Origin of the sequence: Micromonospora sp. WMMD956 (genome assembly GCF_029626125.1) — a bacterium.
GTDB classification, from domain to species: Bacteria; Actinomycetota; Actinomycetes; order Mycobacteriales; family Micromonosporaceae; genus Micromonospora; species Micromonospora carbonacea.
Map to the genome: position 1 here is coordinate 2,623,148 of NZ_JARUBI010000005.1, position 17,221 is coordinate 2,640,368.

The 17,221-nt window shown below is 71.9% G+C and carries 12 protein-coding genes; 4 read left to right on the forward strand and 8 right to left on the reverse strand.

The window, feature by feature from the left end; genetic code table 11:
* Positions 1-4 precede the first annotated feature (4 nt).
* Positions 5-3,502, reverse strand: a complete 3,498-nt coding sequence (locus O7628_RS12100; protein ID WP_278130412.1) for a replicative DNA helicase — start codon at positions 3,500-3,502, stop codon at positions 5-7.
* A 400-nt stretch (positions 3,503-3,902) separates the two neighbouring features.
* Here O7628_RS12100 and O7628_RS12105 point away from each other — a divergent pair, with 400 nt between their 5' ends.
* Complete coding sequence (locus O7628_RS12105; RefSeq protein ID WP_278130414.1) at positions 3,903-5,678, forward strand: hypothetical protein; 1,776 nt, start codon at positions 3,903-3,905, stop codon at positions 5,676-5,678.
* 180 nt (positions 5,679-5,858) lie between these two features.
* On the opposite strand, the gene rplI is transcribed toward O7628_RS12105, so the two are convergent.
* From rplI to rpsF, 4 genes are all read right to left on the reverse strand, one after another.
* Complete coding sequence (gene rplI / locus O7628_RS12110; RefSeq protein ID WP_007073788.1) at positions 5,859-6,305, reverse strand: 50S ribosomal protein L9; 447 nt, start codon at positions 6,303-6,305, stop codon at positions 5,859-5,861.
* A gap of 14 nt (positions 6,306-6,319) precedes the next feature.
* Positions 6,320-6,559, reverse strand: a complete 240-nt coding sequence (gene rpsR / locus O7628_RS12115; protein WP_007073789.1) for a 30S ribosomal protein S18 — start codon at positions 6,557-6,559, stop codon at positions 6,320-6,322.
* Positions 6,560-6,600: 41 nt separating this feature from the next.
* Positions 6,601-7,131: a single-stranded DNA-binding protein gene (locus tag O7628_RS12120; protein WP_176734099.1), complete on the reverse strand. Its 531-nt coding sequence runs from the start codon at positions 7,129-7,131 to the stop codon at positions 6,601-6,603.
* Between the two features lie 80 nt (positions 7,132-7,211).
* A complete protein-coding gene (gene rpsF, locus O7628_RS12125; protein ID WP_007073791.1) occupies positions 7,212-7,502 on the reverse strand; it encodes a 30S ribosomal protein S6 in 291 nt (96 codons plus the stop codon).
* 612 nt (positions 7,503-8,114) lie between these two features.
* Here rpsF and O7628_RS12130 point away from each other — a divergent pair.
* Together O7628_RS12130 and O7628_RS12135 are read left to right on the forward strand one after the other, a co-directional pair.
* Positions 8,115-8,906 (forward strand): deoxyribonuclease IV, encoded by a 792-nt coding sequence (locus tag O7628_RS12130; protein WP_278130418.1) that lies wholly within the window; start codon positions 8,115-8,117, stop codon positions 8,904-8,906.
* A complete protein-coding gene (locus tag O7628_RS12135; protein WP_278130420.1) occupies positions 8,903-11,017 on the forward strand; it encodes a hypothetical protein in 2,115 nt (704 codons plus the stop codon). The genes O7628_RS12130 and O7628_RS12135 overlap by 4 nt, the downstream gene beginning before the upstream one ends.
* A gap of 93 nt (positions 11,018-11,110) precedes the next feature.
* Here the strand turns inward: O7628_RS12135 and O7628_RS12140 are convergent, their stop codons facing one another.
* From O7628_RS12140 to O7628_RS12150, 3 genes are all read right to left on the reverse strand, one after another.
* Positions 11,111-12,625, reverse strand: a complete 1,515-nt coding sequence (locus tag O7628_RS12140) for a glycosyltransferase 87 family protein (RefSeq protein ID WP_278130422.1) — start codon at positions 12,623-12,625, stop codon at positions 11,111-11,113.
* Positions 12,626-12,754: 129 nt separating this feature from the next.
* Complete coding sequence (locus O7628_RS12145; protein WP_278130424.1) at positions 12,755-15,736, reverse strand: transglycosylase domain-containing protein; 2,982 nt, start codon at positions 15,734-15,736, stop codon at positions 12,755-12,757.
* Positions 15,737-15,927: 191 nt separating this feature from the next.
* Positions 15,928-16,401, reverse strand: coding sequence for a DUF5318 domain-containing protein (locus tag O7628_RS12150; protein ID WP_178066971.1), 474 nt, complete (start codon positions 16,399-16,401; stop codon positions 15,928-15,930).
* Between the two features lie 174 nt (positions 16,402-16,575).
* On the opposite strand from O7628_RS12150, the gene O7628_RS12155 reads away from it, so the two are divergent.
* Positions 16,576-17,214: a PadR family transcriptional regulator gene (locus O7628_RS12155; protein ID WP_178066972.1), complete on the forward strand. Its 639-nt coding sequence runs from the start codon at positions 16,576-16,578 to the stop codon at positions 17,212-17,214.
* Positions 17,215-17,221 lie beyond the last annotated feature (7 nt).

Sequence of the window (17,221 nt, forward strand, 5' to 3'; positions counted from 1 at the left end):
CGGCTCAGACGATCGCCATGTCGACGAAGCGGGACAGGTGGAGCTGCGCGGCCACCGTGATCGAATCGGTCGGCCCATTCCGGTGCTTAGCGACAATAAAGTCCGCTTCGCCTGCGCGCGGCGACTCCTTGTCATAGTAGTCGTCCCGGTGCAGAAGGATGACCACGTCCGCATCCTGTTCGATGGAGTTGTGGGTGGCGATGCCGTTGGCGATGAAGTTGTGCGTGCCGAGGACGGTCGCGTCGTATACCTCTCGCTCACCGATCGACTCGATCGAAACGATCTCGTCCCAGAAGATGTCGTTGGTGGCGTGCAGCTCAAGGTCCACAGAGTCGAGCACCGAGGCGATCTTCGCCAGCCTGGACCTGCTCGGTGCCCGCTTCCACAGCGCGCTGCCGCAGAACTGGGTCCCGATCGCCTTCGCGAAGTCCCGGTGGCTCATGCCCTGGTCGATCAGGATCCTGCGGACCTCCGACCAGACCTCCCTCGGCACGGTGTCGACGTTGGTGTTGCTCTCCCGCGCCTCCAAGGCCGCCAGGAGGGCAGCGCAGCCGGTCGACCGCTCGCCGTGCACCCCGATCTCCCGCAGAAAGCGGAGCTGGTCGTCTCGACCGGAGATGTCAAGCGTGTACTGGGTCCGGTGGCGCGCGACAGGCACGACCTTGAGGCGGGCGGTGATGCCGTATCGGAGCAGCAGGCGGGAGACGTCCTCCAGCATGCGGCGGCTGGTCGAGGAGTAGTAGACCCTGCCGCCCCGGCCGGACTTGTTGAGGCAAACGGAACCGTCCGTCGCCCAGAGGTGGTGGAGGAAGGTGGTGATCTGCGCCTTGGGCAGACCGAAGACAGCTTGCGGCACGAACTTCTCGTGAGACCTGAGCCCGAACAGTCCGAGCCCGTCCAGCCACTCCGCAATCGGGTTTCGGCGGCCTCGGGCCAAGCGGTACGGGGCGGGCAGCCGCAGGGTGGTCACGCGTGCTGCGGCGTAGTCGTCCCGGACAGCGGAGATGCCGAAGTGCTTCGCCGCCTCGGCGACAACCTGCAGGTTCTGCTCGTCGCAGCTGGCGTATCGAATCGGCTGCCGCCGGACGAACGAGCCGTCCCCCAGCAGGTGTGCCAGCAACACCACCTCTTCCTCGGGCCACGGCCTACAGGAAAGGGGTGCGGGCACATGCCTCGGCGTGGCGATGCGGGCTTTGGCCGTCAGCTCTCCGAGCGGCACCCAGCCCGCGAAGGTCAGGAAGGGATGATTGGCCGTGGCCTCGATCTGCTTCCCGGAGGCAAGGGTCATCCGGAAAACCTCACGGATTCCGCTCGGGAAGACGTGGGTCATCGTGCGCGGGGTGTAACGGAGACTCCCATCGAGCGCCCAGACGGGGATGTCCCTGGCCCCAGCGGCAAGGAGTTCACCCAGGGTCACTTCGGCGTTGTTGTCCGCACGGAGAAGCCTGGTCTCTGCGGTGAGGCAGCCCGATTCGCGCAAATCGGACAGTTGCGGTCGCTTGTCCGTCCGCTGCTCCGGGCCACGGTTCAGCTGACTCACCGCGATCACCGGGCACTCGACTTCCTTGGCCAGCAGCTTGAGGCCACGGGACAGGTCCGCGACCTCCTGCTGCCGGCTCTCGGTGCGCTTCGGCGACGTCATGAGCTGGAGATAGTCGACGACGATCAGCTTCAGGTCGTGCTTCTGCTTGAGCCGACGCGCCTTCGCCCGGATCTCCATCAGGTTCATGCTCGGCGTGTCGTCGACGAAGAGCGGCGCCTCGCTGATCTCACCCATGCAGCGGGCCAGCTTGGTCCAGTCGTCGTCGGAGAGCTGGCCGCTGCGCAGCACGTGCAGCGGGACGCGGGCCTCCGCCGAGAGCAGTCGCATGACGATCTCGACCTTGCTCATCTCCAGCGAGAAGATCGCCGACGCCTGGTTGGCCCGGATCGCCGCGTTCCGGGCGAAGTCCATGCTCGCGGTGCTGTTGTGCGTCGGGATCATGGACCGGCCGGCCAGGTAGAGGTGGTCCGGGTTGTCCACGGTCACGCAGCGCACCGGGACGCTCGGCACCGGCCGCACGTCCACGACGAACCGGACGCCGGCGTCCGGGGCCGTCCGCTGCCACGCGGCGTGGGCCGCCCGCTTGTCCGCCAGGCGGAAGACGGGGTCGGGCGTCGAGAAGTCCACGGTGTACGCGACGGGCGAGCCCTCCCGCGCCGGCTGCTCGCCGACCGTGCACCGGTAGCCGAGGCCGACCACGAGTTCCCCGACGCAGCCGGCCAGCCGTCGGGAGGTCGAGGCGTACCGGAGGTTCCCGTCGGGGCCCACCGTTCCGGCGGCGTCCATCAGCCCCGCTAGCAGCTCGCGGCGCTGGTCCTCCGACGCGCGGAGGTAGTCCGGCGGGAGGTGCGGCTCGGCGCTGCCCTCGCCGACGCCCACCCCGAGGGTGTACGGCGCGACGGCGAGATCCCGCGCGGGCAGCCGCAGCGGCGCGCAGTTCCCGACGGCGTGGCGGGGTTCCCGGTTCGCCGTGTCGGTGTGCAGCGTGGCGGCGATCCGGGCGGTCGTCACCGCCTCCGGGGCGGCGGTGGTCCGCCACAGGTGCTCGGCGTCGGCCACGATGACCGAGCCGTCGGAGAACTCGACCTCGTAGCAGGGGCGGTCGTGCCACACCTCGAAGGCGGCCGTGACGGTGGTCGGGGTGCCGTCAGCGGCGAGGAGCCGGTCACCGACCGCCACCTCGCCCATCGTGGTCCAGCCGTCGGGGGTGGGCAGCGGGGTGTCCAGCGCCAGTGCCTTGCCCAGACCGGGCCGGCCCGCCACGATGATCAATTGGCCGGGGTGCAGGCCGTTGAGCAGCCGGTCGAGGTCGGTGAAGCCGGTCGGCACGCCGGTCATGACGCCGCCCTGGGCGCCCACCGCCTCGATCTCGTCGAGGGTCGGCTGGAGCATGTCCGCCAGGATGGCGAAGTCCTCGCTGACCCGGCGCTCGGTGATCTCGTAGACGGCCTGCTGGGCGAGGTCGACGATGTCGTCGACGTCACGGCTGCCGTTGTTGCCGGTGCCGTAGCCCAGTTGCACGATCTTGGTGCCGGCCTCGACGAGGCGGCGGAGCACGGCCCGCTCCCCGACGATGCGGGCGTAGTAGGCGGCGTTGGCGGCGGTCGGGACGGTCGCGATGAGGGTGTGCAGGTAGGGCGCGCCGCCGATGCGGGCGAGGTCGCCCGAGTCGGCCAGGGCGGCGGCCACCGTGATCGCGTCGGCGGGCTCGCCCCGGCCGTAGATGTCGAGGATGGCGTCGAAGATCGTCGCGTGCACCGGCCGGTAGAAGTCGGTGGACTTCAGGATCTCGACGACGTCGGCGATGGCGTCCTTGGAGAGCAGCATGCCGCCGAGGACGCACTGCTCGGCGGCGACGTCCTGTGGTGGGGTCTTCTCGAACTGGCCGTCCCGCTGGGCGGGTGCCGGTGGCTGGCCGCCGCCCCGTGGCTCCGTCCGCATGTCGTCGGTGACCGACACGGGATCCCCCCTCCGCTGCGTCGGCGTTGACTACCGCTGCGCCGCCGGGCACGACGACGTCCGATCGGACCGGTCGGGTCGATCGGGGGGTCATCGCACCGTCGGTCGAGAGGCAACCATACGGAACCCGAGGTCAGCGACTCAACCAGGCCGGTGGACGAGCCTTGGGACAACCTGTGGACGCCGGTGGACAACATGTGTGCAGGGTGTGCACAGGTTGTGGATAAGTGTTGGGGAATTCCGGCCCGAAACGCCGTGACCTGCATAGACACCGTCCCCACCCTGTGGAGGAGAAATTTCTGGTGAGCTTCCTGGGCGCTTCGTCCCGTACTATCTCCTGCAAACGGCTACACCTGGACAGCGGATTGCACTTTCGGTTCAGAAGGGTCACGCTCCGGCCGTGAGACACCGGGACTGGGGACGCGGGGAGGGCAGCCCGCGCGAGCGGCAGGCGAGCCTCCCGTGGGACGCCTCCGGCGACCAGCCCCCGGCCGACTCGCACGGCTCGGCCGTCGAGCGCTACCGCACCCCGAGCCGCCGCCGGGCGGCGCGCCGGGGTCAGCAGGAGCCGGTGGAGACGTACCTGCCTCGGTGGGCGCTGGACTCGGGTGTCGAGCGGGCCGACGGTGGTGGTCGGCACGCGGCCCCCGACGACGAGGACGATGCCCGCCCCCGCTCGGGCTCGGGCTGGCGCACCACCGAGACGACCACCAGTTGGCGGCGCGTCAGCGAGACGACGTGGCGGGACGTGCCCGCGATCGAGGCGGCCCCGGAGCGGGAGCGGCCCGGCGGTTGGCGGGACGTGCCCGCGATCGGCGCGGCCCCGGAGCCCGAGCGGTCCGGCGGCTGGCGCGACGAGGCTCCCCGCGACGATGCTTCCCGCGACGGCGGCTACGTGGGCAGCAGGCGGGCCGACGAGGACGATCCGGTGTCGGGCGCGGCGCGGGCGGCGCGCCCCCGCCGGTCGTCGTCGCGCCGTCCCCAGGTGGTCTGGTCGGGGCTGGAGGACGTGGGCACCGCGACCGGCGCGGACGCGGCCGAGGGCGGGGGGCGGCGGACCCGCCGCAGCCGCCGGGCGGGCGCGGACTCCTGGTCCACCCGCCCTGCCGTGGATCCGTGGGCGCGGGGCGCGGCGGACGCGCCGGAGACCACCGGCGAGGCGGCGTCCTACCAGCCGGCGGTGGACCCGTGGGACGCCTCCGGCGTGCACGCGTGGGACCGTCCGGCGGTCGAGAGCCGGTGGGAGTCACCCGACGGTGCGGCCCGCTGGGACCAGACGGGTGAGATCGGCGACCTCGGCCGGTGGGACCAGACCGGCGAGATCGGCCGGTGGGACCGCACCGGCGAGTTCGGGCGCTGGGAGGAGGCCGGGGACGTCGGCCGGTGGGACCAGACCGGTGAGATCGGCCGGTGGGACCGCATCGGGGAGACCGGGCGACGGGAGCGGTCGACCGCCGAGACCGGGCAGTGGGGCCGGGTCGACGACGGTCAGCGCTGGGACCGGGCCGTGGAGCCCCGGTCCGGGGACGCTCCGGCCGAGGGGTGGTCCTGGCCGGAGCACGTGGAGGGGTTCTGGTCGGGCACCCGGCTCGCGGGCGACGATCCCCGGTGGATGGACGCCCCGCCGTCCGCGCCGCAGTCGCCGGTGGTGCCCTACACCGCTCCCCGGCCGCGCTCGGCACCACGCCGCAGGGCGGAGCCGGGCCGGCGGAGGGGCGAGCCGGTCGGCGACGCGCGGGCGGTGGGTGTGCCGTCGCGGCGGCGCGCGGAACCGGTGCCCGTCAGGTCCTGGAGCCGCCGCCTCGAAGACGACCTGCTCGATCCGGATCCGGGCGGGCCGTTCCGGCCGTTGGTCTACACCGCGGCGTGTTACCTGCTCCCGGCCGTGCTGGTCTTCGTCTGGCTGCTGACGCTGGACGGTCAGGCGCCGGCCGGCTGCGTCACGGACATCAGCGGTGGCGGCTGCGACTCGCCACGGTCGCACGCCCTCGGCTCGCTGGTGAACGGGGCGCCCCGGTTCGGCCTGGCGCTGGCCAGCAGCCTCGTCGTCGCGCTGCTGCTGCGGCGGGTCGGCACGACGTGGCGGTCGGCGACTGTGGCGTTGGCGGCGGCGGTGGTCGGCGGCGGGCTGTCGACGGTGATGATCAGCGCGGTGACCGGTCAGCCCATCGGTTGACCGCCCCGACCGTCGCCGGGCGCGCGGCGCTCTCCGCCGCGTCGCCGCCGAGCGGGTCGCCGCCCGCGAACCCGGTCGTCGCCGGGTGGGGCTACCACACCGGGCGGGCTTCCACACCTGGACGCGGAAGGGCCCGCACCGGCGATCCGGTGCGGGCCCTTCCGGTGCCGCTGTCGGGTGTCAGCCCTGGACGACGTTGAGGTCGAACTTGGCGGTCACCTCGGGGTGCAGCCTGATGCTGACCGGGTACGCGCCGAGCGACTTGATGTGGCCGGGCGTCTCCAGCCGCCGACGGTCGAGGGCCGGGCCGCCGGCCGCCTTGACGGCGTCGACGATCTCGGCCGGGGTGACCGAGCCGAAGAGCCGCCCGCCGTCGCCGGCGCGGGCCTTGAGGCTGACCTTCAGGCCCTCGAGCTGGGCCTTGACCTCGTTGGCGTGGCCGAGGTCGCGGATCTCGCGGGCCGAGCGGGCCCGCTTGATGACCGTGACCTGCTTCTCCGCGCCCTTGGTCCAGGCGATCGCGAAGCCCTGCGGGAGCAGGTAGTTACGGCCGTAGCCGTTCTTGACCTCGACGATGTCGCCCGGGGCACCGAGGCCGGACACCTCCTGAGTCAGGATGATCTTCATATCGGTGCCTCCTCTCAGCGGGCCGTGGCCGTGTACGGCAGGAGCGCCATCTCGCGGGCGTTCTTGACCGCGCGGGCGATCTGCCGCTGCTGCTGCGAGGTCACGCCGGTCACCCGCCGAGCGCGGATCTTGCCGCGGTCGGAGATGAACTTGCGCAGCAGCGCGGTGTCCTTGTAATCGATGTACGTGATCCCGTCCTTGTCGAGCGGGTTCACCTTCTTCTTCGGTTTGCGAAGTGCAGCGGCCTTGGCCATTGCTCGGGCTCCTGGTTTGCGGTCGCGGGCGCTCGGCGCCATTAGAACGGAGGCTCCTCGTCGAAGTTGCCGCCACCCGAACCACCGCGCGAGGGAGCCGGCGCGGCCGAGGCCCAGGGGTCGTCGAAGTTGCCTCCGCCGCCGCCCTGGTTGCCACCACCGCCACCGCCGAAGCCGCCGCCACCGGAGCGGGACATCTTCTGCACCTTCGCCGTGGCGTAGCGCAGGGACGGGCCGATCTCGTCGACCTCCAGCTCGATGACGGTGCGCTTCTCGCCCTCGCGGGTCTCGTAGGACCGCTGACGCAGCCGGCCCGACACGATCACCCGGGCACCGCGCTGCAACGACTCGGCGACGTGCTCGGCGGCCTGCCGCCAGACCGTGCACGCGAGGAACAGCGGCTCGCCGTCCTTCCACTCGCCGGACGCCTTGTCCATGAACCGGGGCGTCGAGGCGACCCGGAACTTGGCGACCGCGGCCCCCGAGGGGGTGAAACGCAACTCGGGGTCATCGGTCAGATTGCCGATGACCGTGATGGTGGTGTCTCCTGCCATGACCATCTCCTCGCGCACTCATCGTTCGCCGTACAGGCTCTCAGGGCCCTACGACAACCTCGATGAGGCTGATCCGGGTGGTGAACCGGGTTGGACTGTTAGCGCATCTCCGGCCGGATGACCTTGGTGCGCAGCACGGACTCGTTGAGCCGCAGCTGACGATCCAGCTCGGCCACCGCCGCAGGCGTGGCCTGCAGGTCGACGACAGCGTAGATGCCCTCGGCCTTCTTGTTGATCTCGTACGCGAGGCGCCGGCGGCCCCATACGTCGGTCTTCTCGACCGAGCCACCCGCGGTCCGGATCACGTTCAGGTACGTGTCGAGCGACGGGGCGACGGTGCGCTCCTCGAGGCTGGGGTCGAGGATCACCATGATCTCGTAATGACGCAAGACGTGCTCACCTCCTGTGGGCTAGGCGGCCACGGTCCTTCCGTGGCAGGAGGTCTGGCGTCGTGGCCGCTCCGGACCGGGGGAACCCGACCGGGCGCGGACAACCGGACCAGAATACCCGGCCCGGACGATCATGCCCGGGCAGGTCGCCGTCGCCGCTCCACGCGTCGTCGGCTCACGTGTCGTCGTTCACGCGACGCCGGGTCACACCTCGCCGGTTCACGGGTCGGCCACGGCCGTCCCGCCGCAGGCGTACGGGAACCGGGGGCCGGGCCGACGACATGCGTCGGCCTCGGCCCCCGGTCACGAGGCCGCGGGGCGTCCCGTCCGCATTCCTTGGGTGGGACCTGGGGAGGAACGACCACACCGATGAGGTTGGACCGAAACGCCCCGCGGAGCTTCATTGTGTTGTTATCCGACGGTACAACGATTTCGTCACGTGTGGAGAGAATCAGCGCTTTTGCCCGATGATCGGCGTCGGCCAATCGTCGATCCCCGTCCGGACCAACGACCGGCGGGCCGGCCGGGTGACGACCGCCGCCCGCGGTGGGACACCACGACCCGGCCGCGCCACCACCCCGCACGTCGGTGCCTCGACGTAGGCTCGCCTGCATGCGTATCGGAGCCCACGTCGATTCCGCCGACCCGCTGTCCGAGGCGACCGCCCGAGCCGCCGACGCCGTGCAGTTCTTCCTCTCCGATCCGCAGGGCTGGAAGGCCCCGAAACCCAGGGAGGACGCCGACCGGTTGCGCGCCGCCGAGGTCGACCTCTACGTCCACGCGCCGTACGTGATCAACGTGGCGACGCTGAACAACCGGATCCGCATCCCGAGCCGGAAGCTGCTGCTCGGCCACGCCACGGCGGCGGCGGAGATCGGCGCGAAGGGCCTGATCGTGCACGGTGGGCACGTCAACGCCGGCGACGACCTGGCGGTCGGGTTCGACAACTGGCGCAAGACCTTCGCGTACGCGGCGGACGCCGGGGGCTTCGCCCTGCCGGTGCTGATCGAGAACACCGCCGGCGGGGACAACGCCTGCGCCCGACGCCTCGACGCGCTGGCCCGGCTCTGGGACGCGCTCGGCGACTACGAGGTGGGCTTCTGCCTCGACACCTGTCACGCCCACGCCGGGGGTGAGGAGCTGCTCGACCTGGTCGACCGCGTGAAGGCGATCACCGGTCGGATCGACCTGGTGCACGCCAACAACTCGAAGGACACGTTCGGTTCGGGGCGGGACAGGCACGACAACCTCGACGGCGGCACCATCGACCCGGAGCTGCTGGTGGCCGTGATCCAGGCGGCGGACGCCCCGGCGATCGTGGAGACCCCGGGTGGCGCGGACGGTCAGGGCGCGGACATCGCCTTCCTCCGCGACCGGCTCGCCGTGGGGAGCCCGGTCGCATGACCACCGAGCAGTCCGGCGTCACGGACGAGGCCGTCCCCGGCGACCCGGCGGCCCGCGGGGACGACGGGGCCGGAAACGACGCCAGCGCCACAAAGGACGCCGACGCCACAGCAGCCGTCGGCACCGCGAAGGCCGACGGCGGCGCGAAGGACGCCGGCACCGCGAAGGACATCGACGCCGCGAAGGCCGACGGCAGCGCGAAGGGCGTCGGCAACGCGGAGGCGGACGACGCCGACGACGAGACCAAGGACGACGAGGCAAAGGACGGCAAGGCCAAGGACAGCGCGGCCGAAGACGGCGACGACGCGAAGGGCGACCGCGACGCCGGTGACGACCGGAAGCCGGATCGCTGGGAGGCGTTCGCCCCCGCCCCGGAGCCGGTGCCCGGGCGACTGCGGCGCGGGCTGCGGGCGGTGGGCCGCTTCGGCGTCCACGAGTGGACCCTGGCCGTGCTGGGCTCGCTGGCGCTGGCCGTCGCGCTCACCTGGCCGACGCTGCGCTACCCGCTGCACACGCTCCCGCAGGACTACTGGGACCCGAGCCTCCAGACCTGGCAGATGGCCTGGTCGGGGCACATCCTGCTGACCAATCCGGCGCAGCTGTGGCACTCCAACACGTTCTTCCCGGAGCCGTGGAGCTTCGCCTTCTCCGACACCCTGCTCGGGTACGCCCCGGCCGGCATGATCGGCACGGGTCCCGAGGCGGCCCTGCTCCGCTACAACATCATGTTCGTGCTGGCCCACGCGCTCGCCACGCTCGGGGCGTACGCGCTGGCGCGGCAGCTCGGTTCGGGGCGCGCGGGCGCGGCGGTGGCCGGGGTCGGCTACGCGTACGCCCCCTGGCTGCTCGCCCAGGCGGGGCACCTGCACATCATCTCCAACGGCGGCATCCCGCTGGCGCTGGCCATGCTGGCCCGGGGGCACGGCTGGTCGCTGCGCCACGGCTACCGCCCCGAGCGGCGGCACGCCGGGTGGGCGTACGCCGGCTGGGTGGTGGCGGCCTGGCAGCTCAGCCTGGGCTTCGGCATCGGGCTGCCGTTCGCGTACGTGCTGGCGGTGGCGACGCTCGTCGCCACCGTGACCTGGTTCGTCCGGCGGCGGTCGGCGCGGCGGCCGTTCGGGGTGCGGCTGCTCGTCGCCGACGTCGTCGGCGCGCTGCTGTTCGCGGGGGTGGGCGCCCTGCTGGCCGTCCCCTACTTCAAGGTCGCCGAGCTGCACCCGAACGCGGCCCGCACCCTCGACGACGTCGGCATCTACTCGCCGCCGCTCTCGGGCTTCTTCACCGCCCCGGCCGAGTCCCGCGTCTGGGGCACCCTGCACGAGGGGGCACGCGCCGGGTTGCCCTGGAACTCCCCGGAGATGACCCTGCTGCCCGGCTTCGTGCTCTACGCGCTGGCGGCGGGCGGGCTGTTCTTCTCGGTGTGGCGGCTGCGGCACCGGCTGCTGCTGCTCGCCGGGGTGGTGGTCACGGCGGTCCTGGCCATGGGCACCCGCTTCTTCGGCGGCACCTTCACCTACGGGCTGCTCTTCGAGTATCTGCCGGGCTGGAACGGCCTGCGCACGCCGGGCCGGATGATGCTCTGGACGACGCTGCTGCTCGGGCTGCTTGCCGCCGGGGCGGTCAGCGCCTTCGCGATCCGGGTGCGCGAGTGGGCCGCCGAGCGGGTCCCGCCGTGGCCGGGGCCGTGGCTGCGGCTGGCCACCGTGCTGCCGCTGCTGCTGGTGATCGCCGAGGGCCTCAACGTCACCCCGCACCCGGTGGTGCCGGTCCAGCCCGCGGCGCTGCGGTCGGTGGACGGCCCGCTGCTGGTGCTGCCCAGCGACCAGGGCTCCGACCAGCTGGTGATGCTGTGGTCGACCAGCCGGTTCCAGGACGTGGTCAACGGCGGCAGCGGGTTCACCCCGACGCGGCAGGCCGAGATCCGGAAGGCGACCGAGAGTTTCCCGGACCAGGCGAGCGTGACCTACCTGCGCGCGCTGGGCGTGCGCAACGTGGTGGTGCTGCGCGACCGGATCGCCGACACGCCGTGGGCCACCACGATCGACGCCCCGGTCGATGCGCTCGGCATCACCCGCGAGCAGGTGGACAACGCGGTGGTCTTCCGCCTCTGACGACCGGCCGGGCCGAGCTGCCGTGCCGGGCCGCCGTGCGCGGCGCGGCCCGGCACGGGGGCCTCGGCCCCGACCGGGTCGCGCCGAGGGCCGTCAGGCCGCCGTCGGGGCCGGCACGGTGGTGGGCTCGGCGGGCGCGGGTCGCCGCCGCCACCGGTCCACCCAGGGCGCGTCCGGCGCGCCGTCGAGCACCCCGCCGTCGGGGTCGTCGGCGTAGGTGTCGCGTACCGCGTCGCGCTCGGGGTGCAGGATCTCCTTCACCACCAGCACGCAGAGCAGCACGACGGTGCCCAGCCGCAGCGACGCCGCCAGCACGAAGACGCCCTCGGGGAAGACGGGTCGGCTGGTCGCCGAGCCGAGCAGCTCCCCGTAGAAGGCGGCGAAGTAGCCGATCTCGGCGACCTGCCAGGCGATGAACGCGCCCCACTTGGGGCGGGCGAGGACGACCAGCGGCAGCAGCCAGAGGACGAACTGCTGCGACCAGACCTTGCTGAAGATGAGGAACGCGGCGACGACGAGGAAGGCGAGCTGGGCCAGCCGGGGCCGCTTCGGCGCGCGCAGGGCCAGCACCGCGACGCCGAGGCAGGCCAGCCCGAACAGGGCGTACGAGAGCCAGTTCAGGGTGGGGATGTTGGCGTTGAGCCACTCGAACGGCCCCATCGAGCCGGGGCCGCCGGTGTTGACCTTGCCGTCGAGGTAGCGCCCGATGTACCAGAGCGTGCCCCAGTCGATCGGCCGGGTGGTGTTCAGCTCGAAGAAGCGGTCCCAGTTGTCGCGGTAGGCCACGGCCGCCGGCAGGTTGACGGCGACGAGGGCCACGAGCGCCGTGCCGACGGCGGTGAGGCCGGCGCGGATCCGGTTGGCGCGCAGCGCGAGCACGAGGATCGGCCCGAGGACGAACAGCGGCCACATCTTCGCCGCGCCGGCCAGGCCGAGCAGCACCCCGGCCAGCGCCGGCCGGCTGCGCGCCCAGGCGAGGAAGCCGAACGCGGCCAGCCCGATGGCGAGCAGGTCCCAGTTGACGGTGGCGGTGAGGAACAGGGCGGGGGCCAGCGCGAAGAGGGCGGCGTCCCAGGGTCGTCGGCGGCGCAGGGCGAGGATGACGGCGACGGTCGCCACGGCGAGGGCGCTGAGCACCAGGGCGTTGGCGTTGTACGCCCACCGCCCCTGGTTGATCTCCGGGTTGTCGACGCCGAGGGCGTGCACCGGCAGCCCGAGGGCGCCCATGAAGTAGCCGGTCAGCACCGGGTACTCGACGGGGTGGTCCCGGTAGGGCACCTTGCCCTCGTTGAGCCCTTCGGCGTAGTAGAGCGCCAGCACGTCGGTGTAGCACATCCGCGTGTACTGGATGTTGTTCTGCCACGCGCCGTCCTGGCAGGGGGACTTCTGCACCCAGTGCAGGGCGAGGGTCAGGCAGGCCAGGGCCAGCACGATCCGGGCGGCCGTCCAGAACCGGCTCTCCCGGTCGGCGGGCCGGTCCAGCGCCACCGCGTGGTCGCCCAGCGGGCCACCGATCAGCTCGGAGGCCCCCCGGACGAGGCCGTCCGACCGGGACGGGTGGTCGCCGGGACCGGCGTCGTCCATGTCTGCCGTCGACTGGGTGCTCATGGACAGGAATCATCCCGTACCGATGGCCCTCACGTCCCGCCCCCACGCAAAACATTCCGATGGACGAAACGCCGTCGGCGGCCGGACGTGGTGTCCGGCCGCCGACGGCGGGTGTTCAGTGCGGTGGGTTCACTCCCTGGTGCGGGGGGTGATGGTCGGCAGCAGGCCGCCGCCGGCGCCCCCCTCGTTGTCGTTCCCGGGGTTCGTCGGCGTGTCGGGGCCGCCGCCGCCCGGGTTGTTGGGGGTCCCGCCGCCCGGGTTGTTCGGGGTGTTGGGGTTGTTCGGGGTGTTCGGGTTGTTGCCCGGGTTCTGGCAGAAGATGTCCAGCGGGTTGCACGCCGGCGGGTCCGGGGTGGGCGGCGGGGGCGGCGGGTCGCCGTTGCCCGCCTCCGGGTCGCCGATGTTCGCGGCCGGCGGGAACGTCTCCTTCGGCTTGCCCTTGAGGGCGTCGTTCATGAACCGTTCCCAGATGCCGCCGGGGAGGTTCGCGCCGCTGACCTTGCGGCCGTCGTTCAGCTTCAGCGGCAGCCGCTTCTGCACGTTGCCCACCCAGACGGCCGTGGCGAGCTGCGGCGTGTAGCCGATCATCCAGGCGTCGCCGTTCTCCGGGCTGTCGGACTTGAGCTCCCAGGTGCCGGTCTTGGCGGTCGCCTCACGGCCGTCGGCGAGCCGGTGGTTGACCTGGCCCGGGTATTCCTTCAGCACCGAGGTCACGTCGGCCACGACGTCCTTGTCGATCCGCCGCTTGGGGTCGAGCTTCTCGCTGCTGACCTTCTCCCACTTGCCGGTGGTCTCGTTCTGCTTCTCCACCGAGTAGAGGAAGTGGGCCTTGTTGTAGACGCCCCCGTTGGCGAAGGTGGCCACGCCGTTGGCGTGGTCGAGGACGGTGATCGGGTACTGGCCGTAGCCGACGACGTGGAAGAACGGCGACGGCGCGATGTCCTTCGGGTCGGTCTTGGTCAGGTCGTACGCCTTGGCGGGGTCGGTGTCCGTGCGCCACATGGTGGTGACGCCGGCCTGCTTGGCCATGTCGATGACCTTGTCCGGCCCGATCTCCTGGGTGACGTGGTAGAACGGCACGTTCAGCGACTTGAGGGTGGAGACCTTCAGGGTGCAGGAGTTGCCGCAGGACGGGTTGTCCACGCCCGCATTGCTGACCTTGAACTTCGTGCCCTCGGGGGTGAAGCCCCGGCCCTTCCAGCGCGACTCCAGCGCCTTGCCGGCCTTCAGCGCGGCGGCCAGGGTATAGATCTTGAAGCTCGACCCCGGGGAGTGGCCGCCGGTGACGGTGCCGTTGGAGTCGGTGTTCTTGCCGGCGTAGTCGGTGCCGGTGCCGTTGTCGCCGCCGTAGTAGGCGACGACGCGCCCGGTATCCGGCTCGATGGCGACGACCGCCGCCATCAGGTTCTTGGGCTGGCCGGCGAGCTCCGAGCCCTTCGTCTTGCGCTGGGCGGCCTCGACCGCCGCCTTCTGGATCTTGGTGTCGATGGTGGTGCGGATGCGGTAGCCGCCGGCCATCAGCGCCTGCGAACAGAGCGGCTTCTTGTCGGTGACCTCGGCCTCCTTGTCGACGCAGAGGCCCTTCTCCCGCATCTCGACCTTGACGTAGTTGATGACGTTGCCGTATGGCGTGTTCACGCCGAAGTCGATGCCGGCGCCGCCGTTCTTGGGGCTCTTGATGTTCTTCGGGTATTCCGTCGGGCGCTCCGGCCGGCCGGGGGCGTTCAGCCAGCCCTCCTCGACCATGCCGTTTATGACGTAGTCCCAGCGGGACTTGGCGTCGACCGGGTTGACGGCCGGGTCGTACCCCCGGTGGGTCTCGCTGGCGACCGGCTGCTTGATCAGCGCGGCGAGCACCGCGCCCTCGGCGACGGTCAGGCTCTTCGCCGGCTTGCCGAAGTAGGTCTGCGCCGCCGCCTCGATGCCGTACGCACCCCGGCCGAAGTAGATCACGTTGAGGTAGTGCTGCATGATCTGCGGCTTGCCGTACTTGTCGTTCAGCTTGGAGGCGAGGATCGCCTCCTTGACCTTCCGGGCGTAGGTGTCGTCCTTCAGGTTGTCGTACGCGTTGCGGGCGTACTGCTGGGTGATGGTCGACGCGCCCTGCTTGTCGCCGCCGGATACGTTGTTCCACGCGGCGCGGGCGATGCCCTTGTAGTCCACACCGGAGTGCCGGTAGAAGTTGCGGTCCTCGGCTGCGGCCACCGCGTCCTGCACGTGCTGCGGGATCTGGTCGATGGTGACCAGGGTGCGGTTCTGCTCGCCCACCTTGGCGATGATGGTCTTGTTGTCCATCGCGTAGAGCGTCGTCGCCTGCGGCGGCGTGGTGTCCTCGGGCAGCACGACGTTGGTCGAGTAGTACGTGAAGCCGACGACGCCGATGCCGGCGAGCATGATGAAGACCGCGAAGCTGGCGATGAGGATGTTCGCCCGTCGGCGCTTGCGGGCCCGCGCCGACTTCGCCCGACCGTCGGGGCCCCGGCCGCCGGGGCCGCCGGGGCCGCCGCGGTCACCCCCGCCGGGCGGCGCGCCGATGCCCGAGGTCGGGGAGACGCTCGCGCGGGCCACGGAGGCTCGGCCGGCGGGGCCGCCGAAGGCGGCGCCCACGGACGCGGCGCCCACGCTCGCTCGTCCGGCGGAGCCGACACCGACCGAGGCCCGGCCCGCCGGGGAGACGGGCGCCGGGGAGACCGGCACCGAGGCGCGGCCCGCGCCGGCCCGGCCGGCTGTCGACCCGCCCGGGGCGGGGGAGACGGGCACCGAGGCCCGGCCGGGCACCGCGCGCCCGACCGACGCCGAGCCCACCGAGGCGGAGCCGGAGGCGGCTGTGCCGCGCGGCGGCACCGACGCCGAACCGGCGCGCGGCGGCACCGCCGCGGAGCCGGCGCGCGGCGGCACGGCCGCCGAGCCACCCACCGGGGCGCGGCCTCCCGCGGCCTGGCCGCGGGGCGGCACGGAGGCGCGGCCCGGCTGTGCCGTACCCTCTGACCAGCTGCCGCGGGCGTCGTCGCCGCGACGGTACGCGTCGGCCGGGCCCGCACCGGGGTCGCCGTTGGCGCCCGGTATCTGGGCGCGCCCGCGCGAGGAGCTGGGATCGCCGTACGAGTTCATTCCTCACACCCTGCCGGTCGCGGTGGGACGCGATCGCGCCGCCACCGGTTTGCCGTGAGCTGAAACACAGGACGCCGCCGCCCGAACGAGTCGGGCCGAGGGCATCACTTCCGGATCAATCGGACCTATCGGTCCTAAAAGCTGTCGGTCGTCCCGCCTCCTCCACACCGGGCCAACCGAGTCAGCTAGGTTCACCGTTGCGCCTCTCGCCTCCGCGGAACGGCCGGGCCGGCACCCGGGGCCGTGGCGGCCGAAGCACCGGCCGCGCCCTGGTCGGACCCGTCCTCCACGCCACCGGCCAGCCCGTCCCGGCCCAGCAGGAACTGCTCGACGAGGTGGTTCCAGCCGCAGCCGAGGCACACCTCCACCACGAACACCTGGAACTCACGCAGCGTCATCGCCAGGACGGGCAACTCGGCAAGGGTACGCGCCTGCCCGGCGGACTGCTTGAGTTCGTCCCCGTAAATGTAGTGGACGTGGGTGAGGTTCTCGCTGCGGCAGATCGGGCAGCGCTCCTCGGTGGCCTCACCATGGAAGCGGGCGGCGTTCTTCAGGTACGGCGACGCGTCGCAGACGTCGTAGGTGCCCACCCGGCCGGCGAGGAGTTCACGCAGCACCGCTCGCTTCCGGAGCGAGTAGTCGACGACCTGGCGCTGCGTACGCATGCGGAGAAGGGTACGCGGTCCGGCGCGGCGAGGCGACCGCCGTCACAATCGGTGACCCCGAGAATTCGGCATGGGGGTTTGCCCTGATCCTGGGTGAGCCGCTAACGTGCGATGTATCGGTCCGATACATCGCGGTGGTTGAGTCTCCGCGTCGGGGGTAAGGAAGGGTGGCCCGTGCTCGATCTCGCCATCCTCGGCCTCCTCCAGGAATCCCCGATGCACGGCTACGAGCTCCGCAAGGAGCTCACGGCCAAGCTGGGCGCGATCCGTGCGGCGATCAGCTACGGCTCGCTCTACCCCACCCTGCGCCGGCTGCAGGCGGCCGGGTGGATCACCGAGGCCGACGAGACGCCCGCCACCGCCGAGGAGGTCCCCGCACTGACCAGCCGCAGGGGGCGGGTGGTCTACAAGATCACTGCGGAGGGCAAGGAACGCTTCGCCCAGCTCATCGCGCAGGCCGGCCCCGAGACGTACGACGACACGGGCTTCGGCGTGCACTTCGCGTTCTTCGCCCGCACCGACCAGGCGACCCGGCTCCGCATCCTGGAGGGCCGCCGCCGCAAGATCGAGGAACGCCGCGAAGGGCTTCGCGACGTGCTGGGCCGGGCGGCCGAGCGCCTCGACGCGTACACCCTGGAACTTCAGCGCCACGGCCTCGACGCCTGTGAACGCGAGGTCCGCTGGCTGGAGGAGCTCATCGCCAACGAGCGCTCCGGCCGTGCCCCGACGGTCCCGGGAACCGGGACGGCCGGCGGCCGACGAGATAACGACAGCCCGCCTCCGCCTGGAGAGTCCAGGAAAGAGCGGCCGTGATGAAGAA

What these genes read in the sequence shown, in the direction of transcription:
- rpsR (WP_007073789.1), bottom strand. Translation starts at nt 6,559, where the DNA reads ATGGCCAAGGCCGCTGCACTTCGCAAACCGAAGAAGAAGGTGAACCCG.
- O7628_RS12135 (WP_278130420.1), top strand. Translation starts at nt 8,903, where the DNA reads ATGACCACCGAGCAGTCCGGCGTCACGGACGAGGCCGTCCCCGGCGAC.
- O7628_RS12145 (WP_278130424.1), bottom strand. Translation starts at nt 15,736, where the DNA reads ATGAACTCGTACGGCGATCCCAGCTCCTCGCGCGGGCGCGCCCAGATA.
- O7628_RS12150 (WP_178066971.1), bottom strand. Translation starts at nt 16,401, where the DNA reads ATGCGTACGCAGCGCCAGGTCGTCGACTACTCGCTCCGGAAGCGAGCG.
- O7628_RS12140 (WP_278130422.1), bottom strand. Translation starts at nt 12,625, where the DNA reads ATGAGCACCCAGTCGACGGCAGACATGGACGACGCCGGTCCCGGCGAC.
- O7628_RS12130 (WP_278130418.1), top strand. Translation starts at nt 8,115, where the DNA reads ATGCGTATCGGAGCCCACGTCGATTCCGCCGACCCGCTGTCCGAGGCG.
- rplI (WP_007073788.1), bottom strand. Translation starts at nt 6,305, where the DNA reads ATGAAGATCATCCTGACTCAGGAGGTGTCCGGCCTCGGTGCCCCGGGC.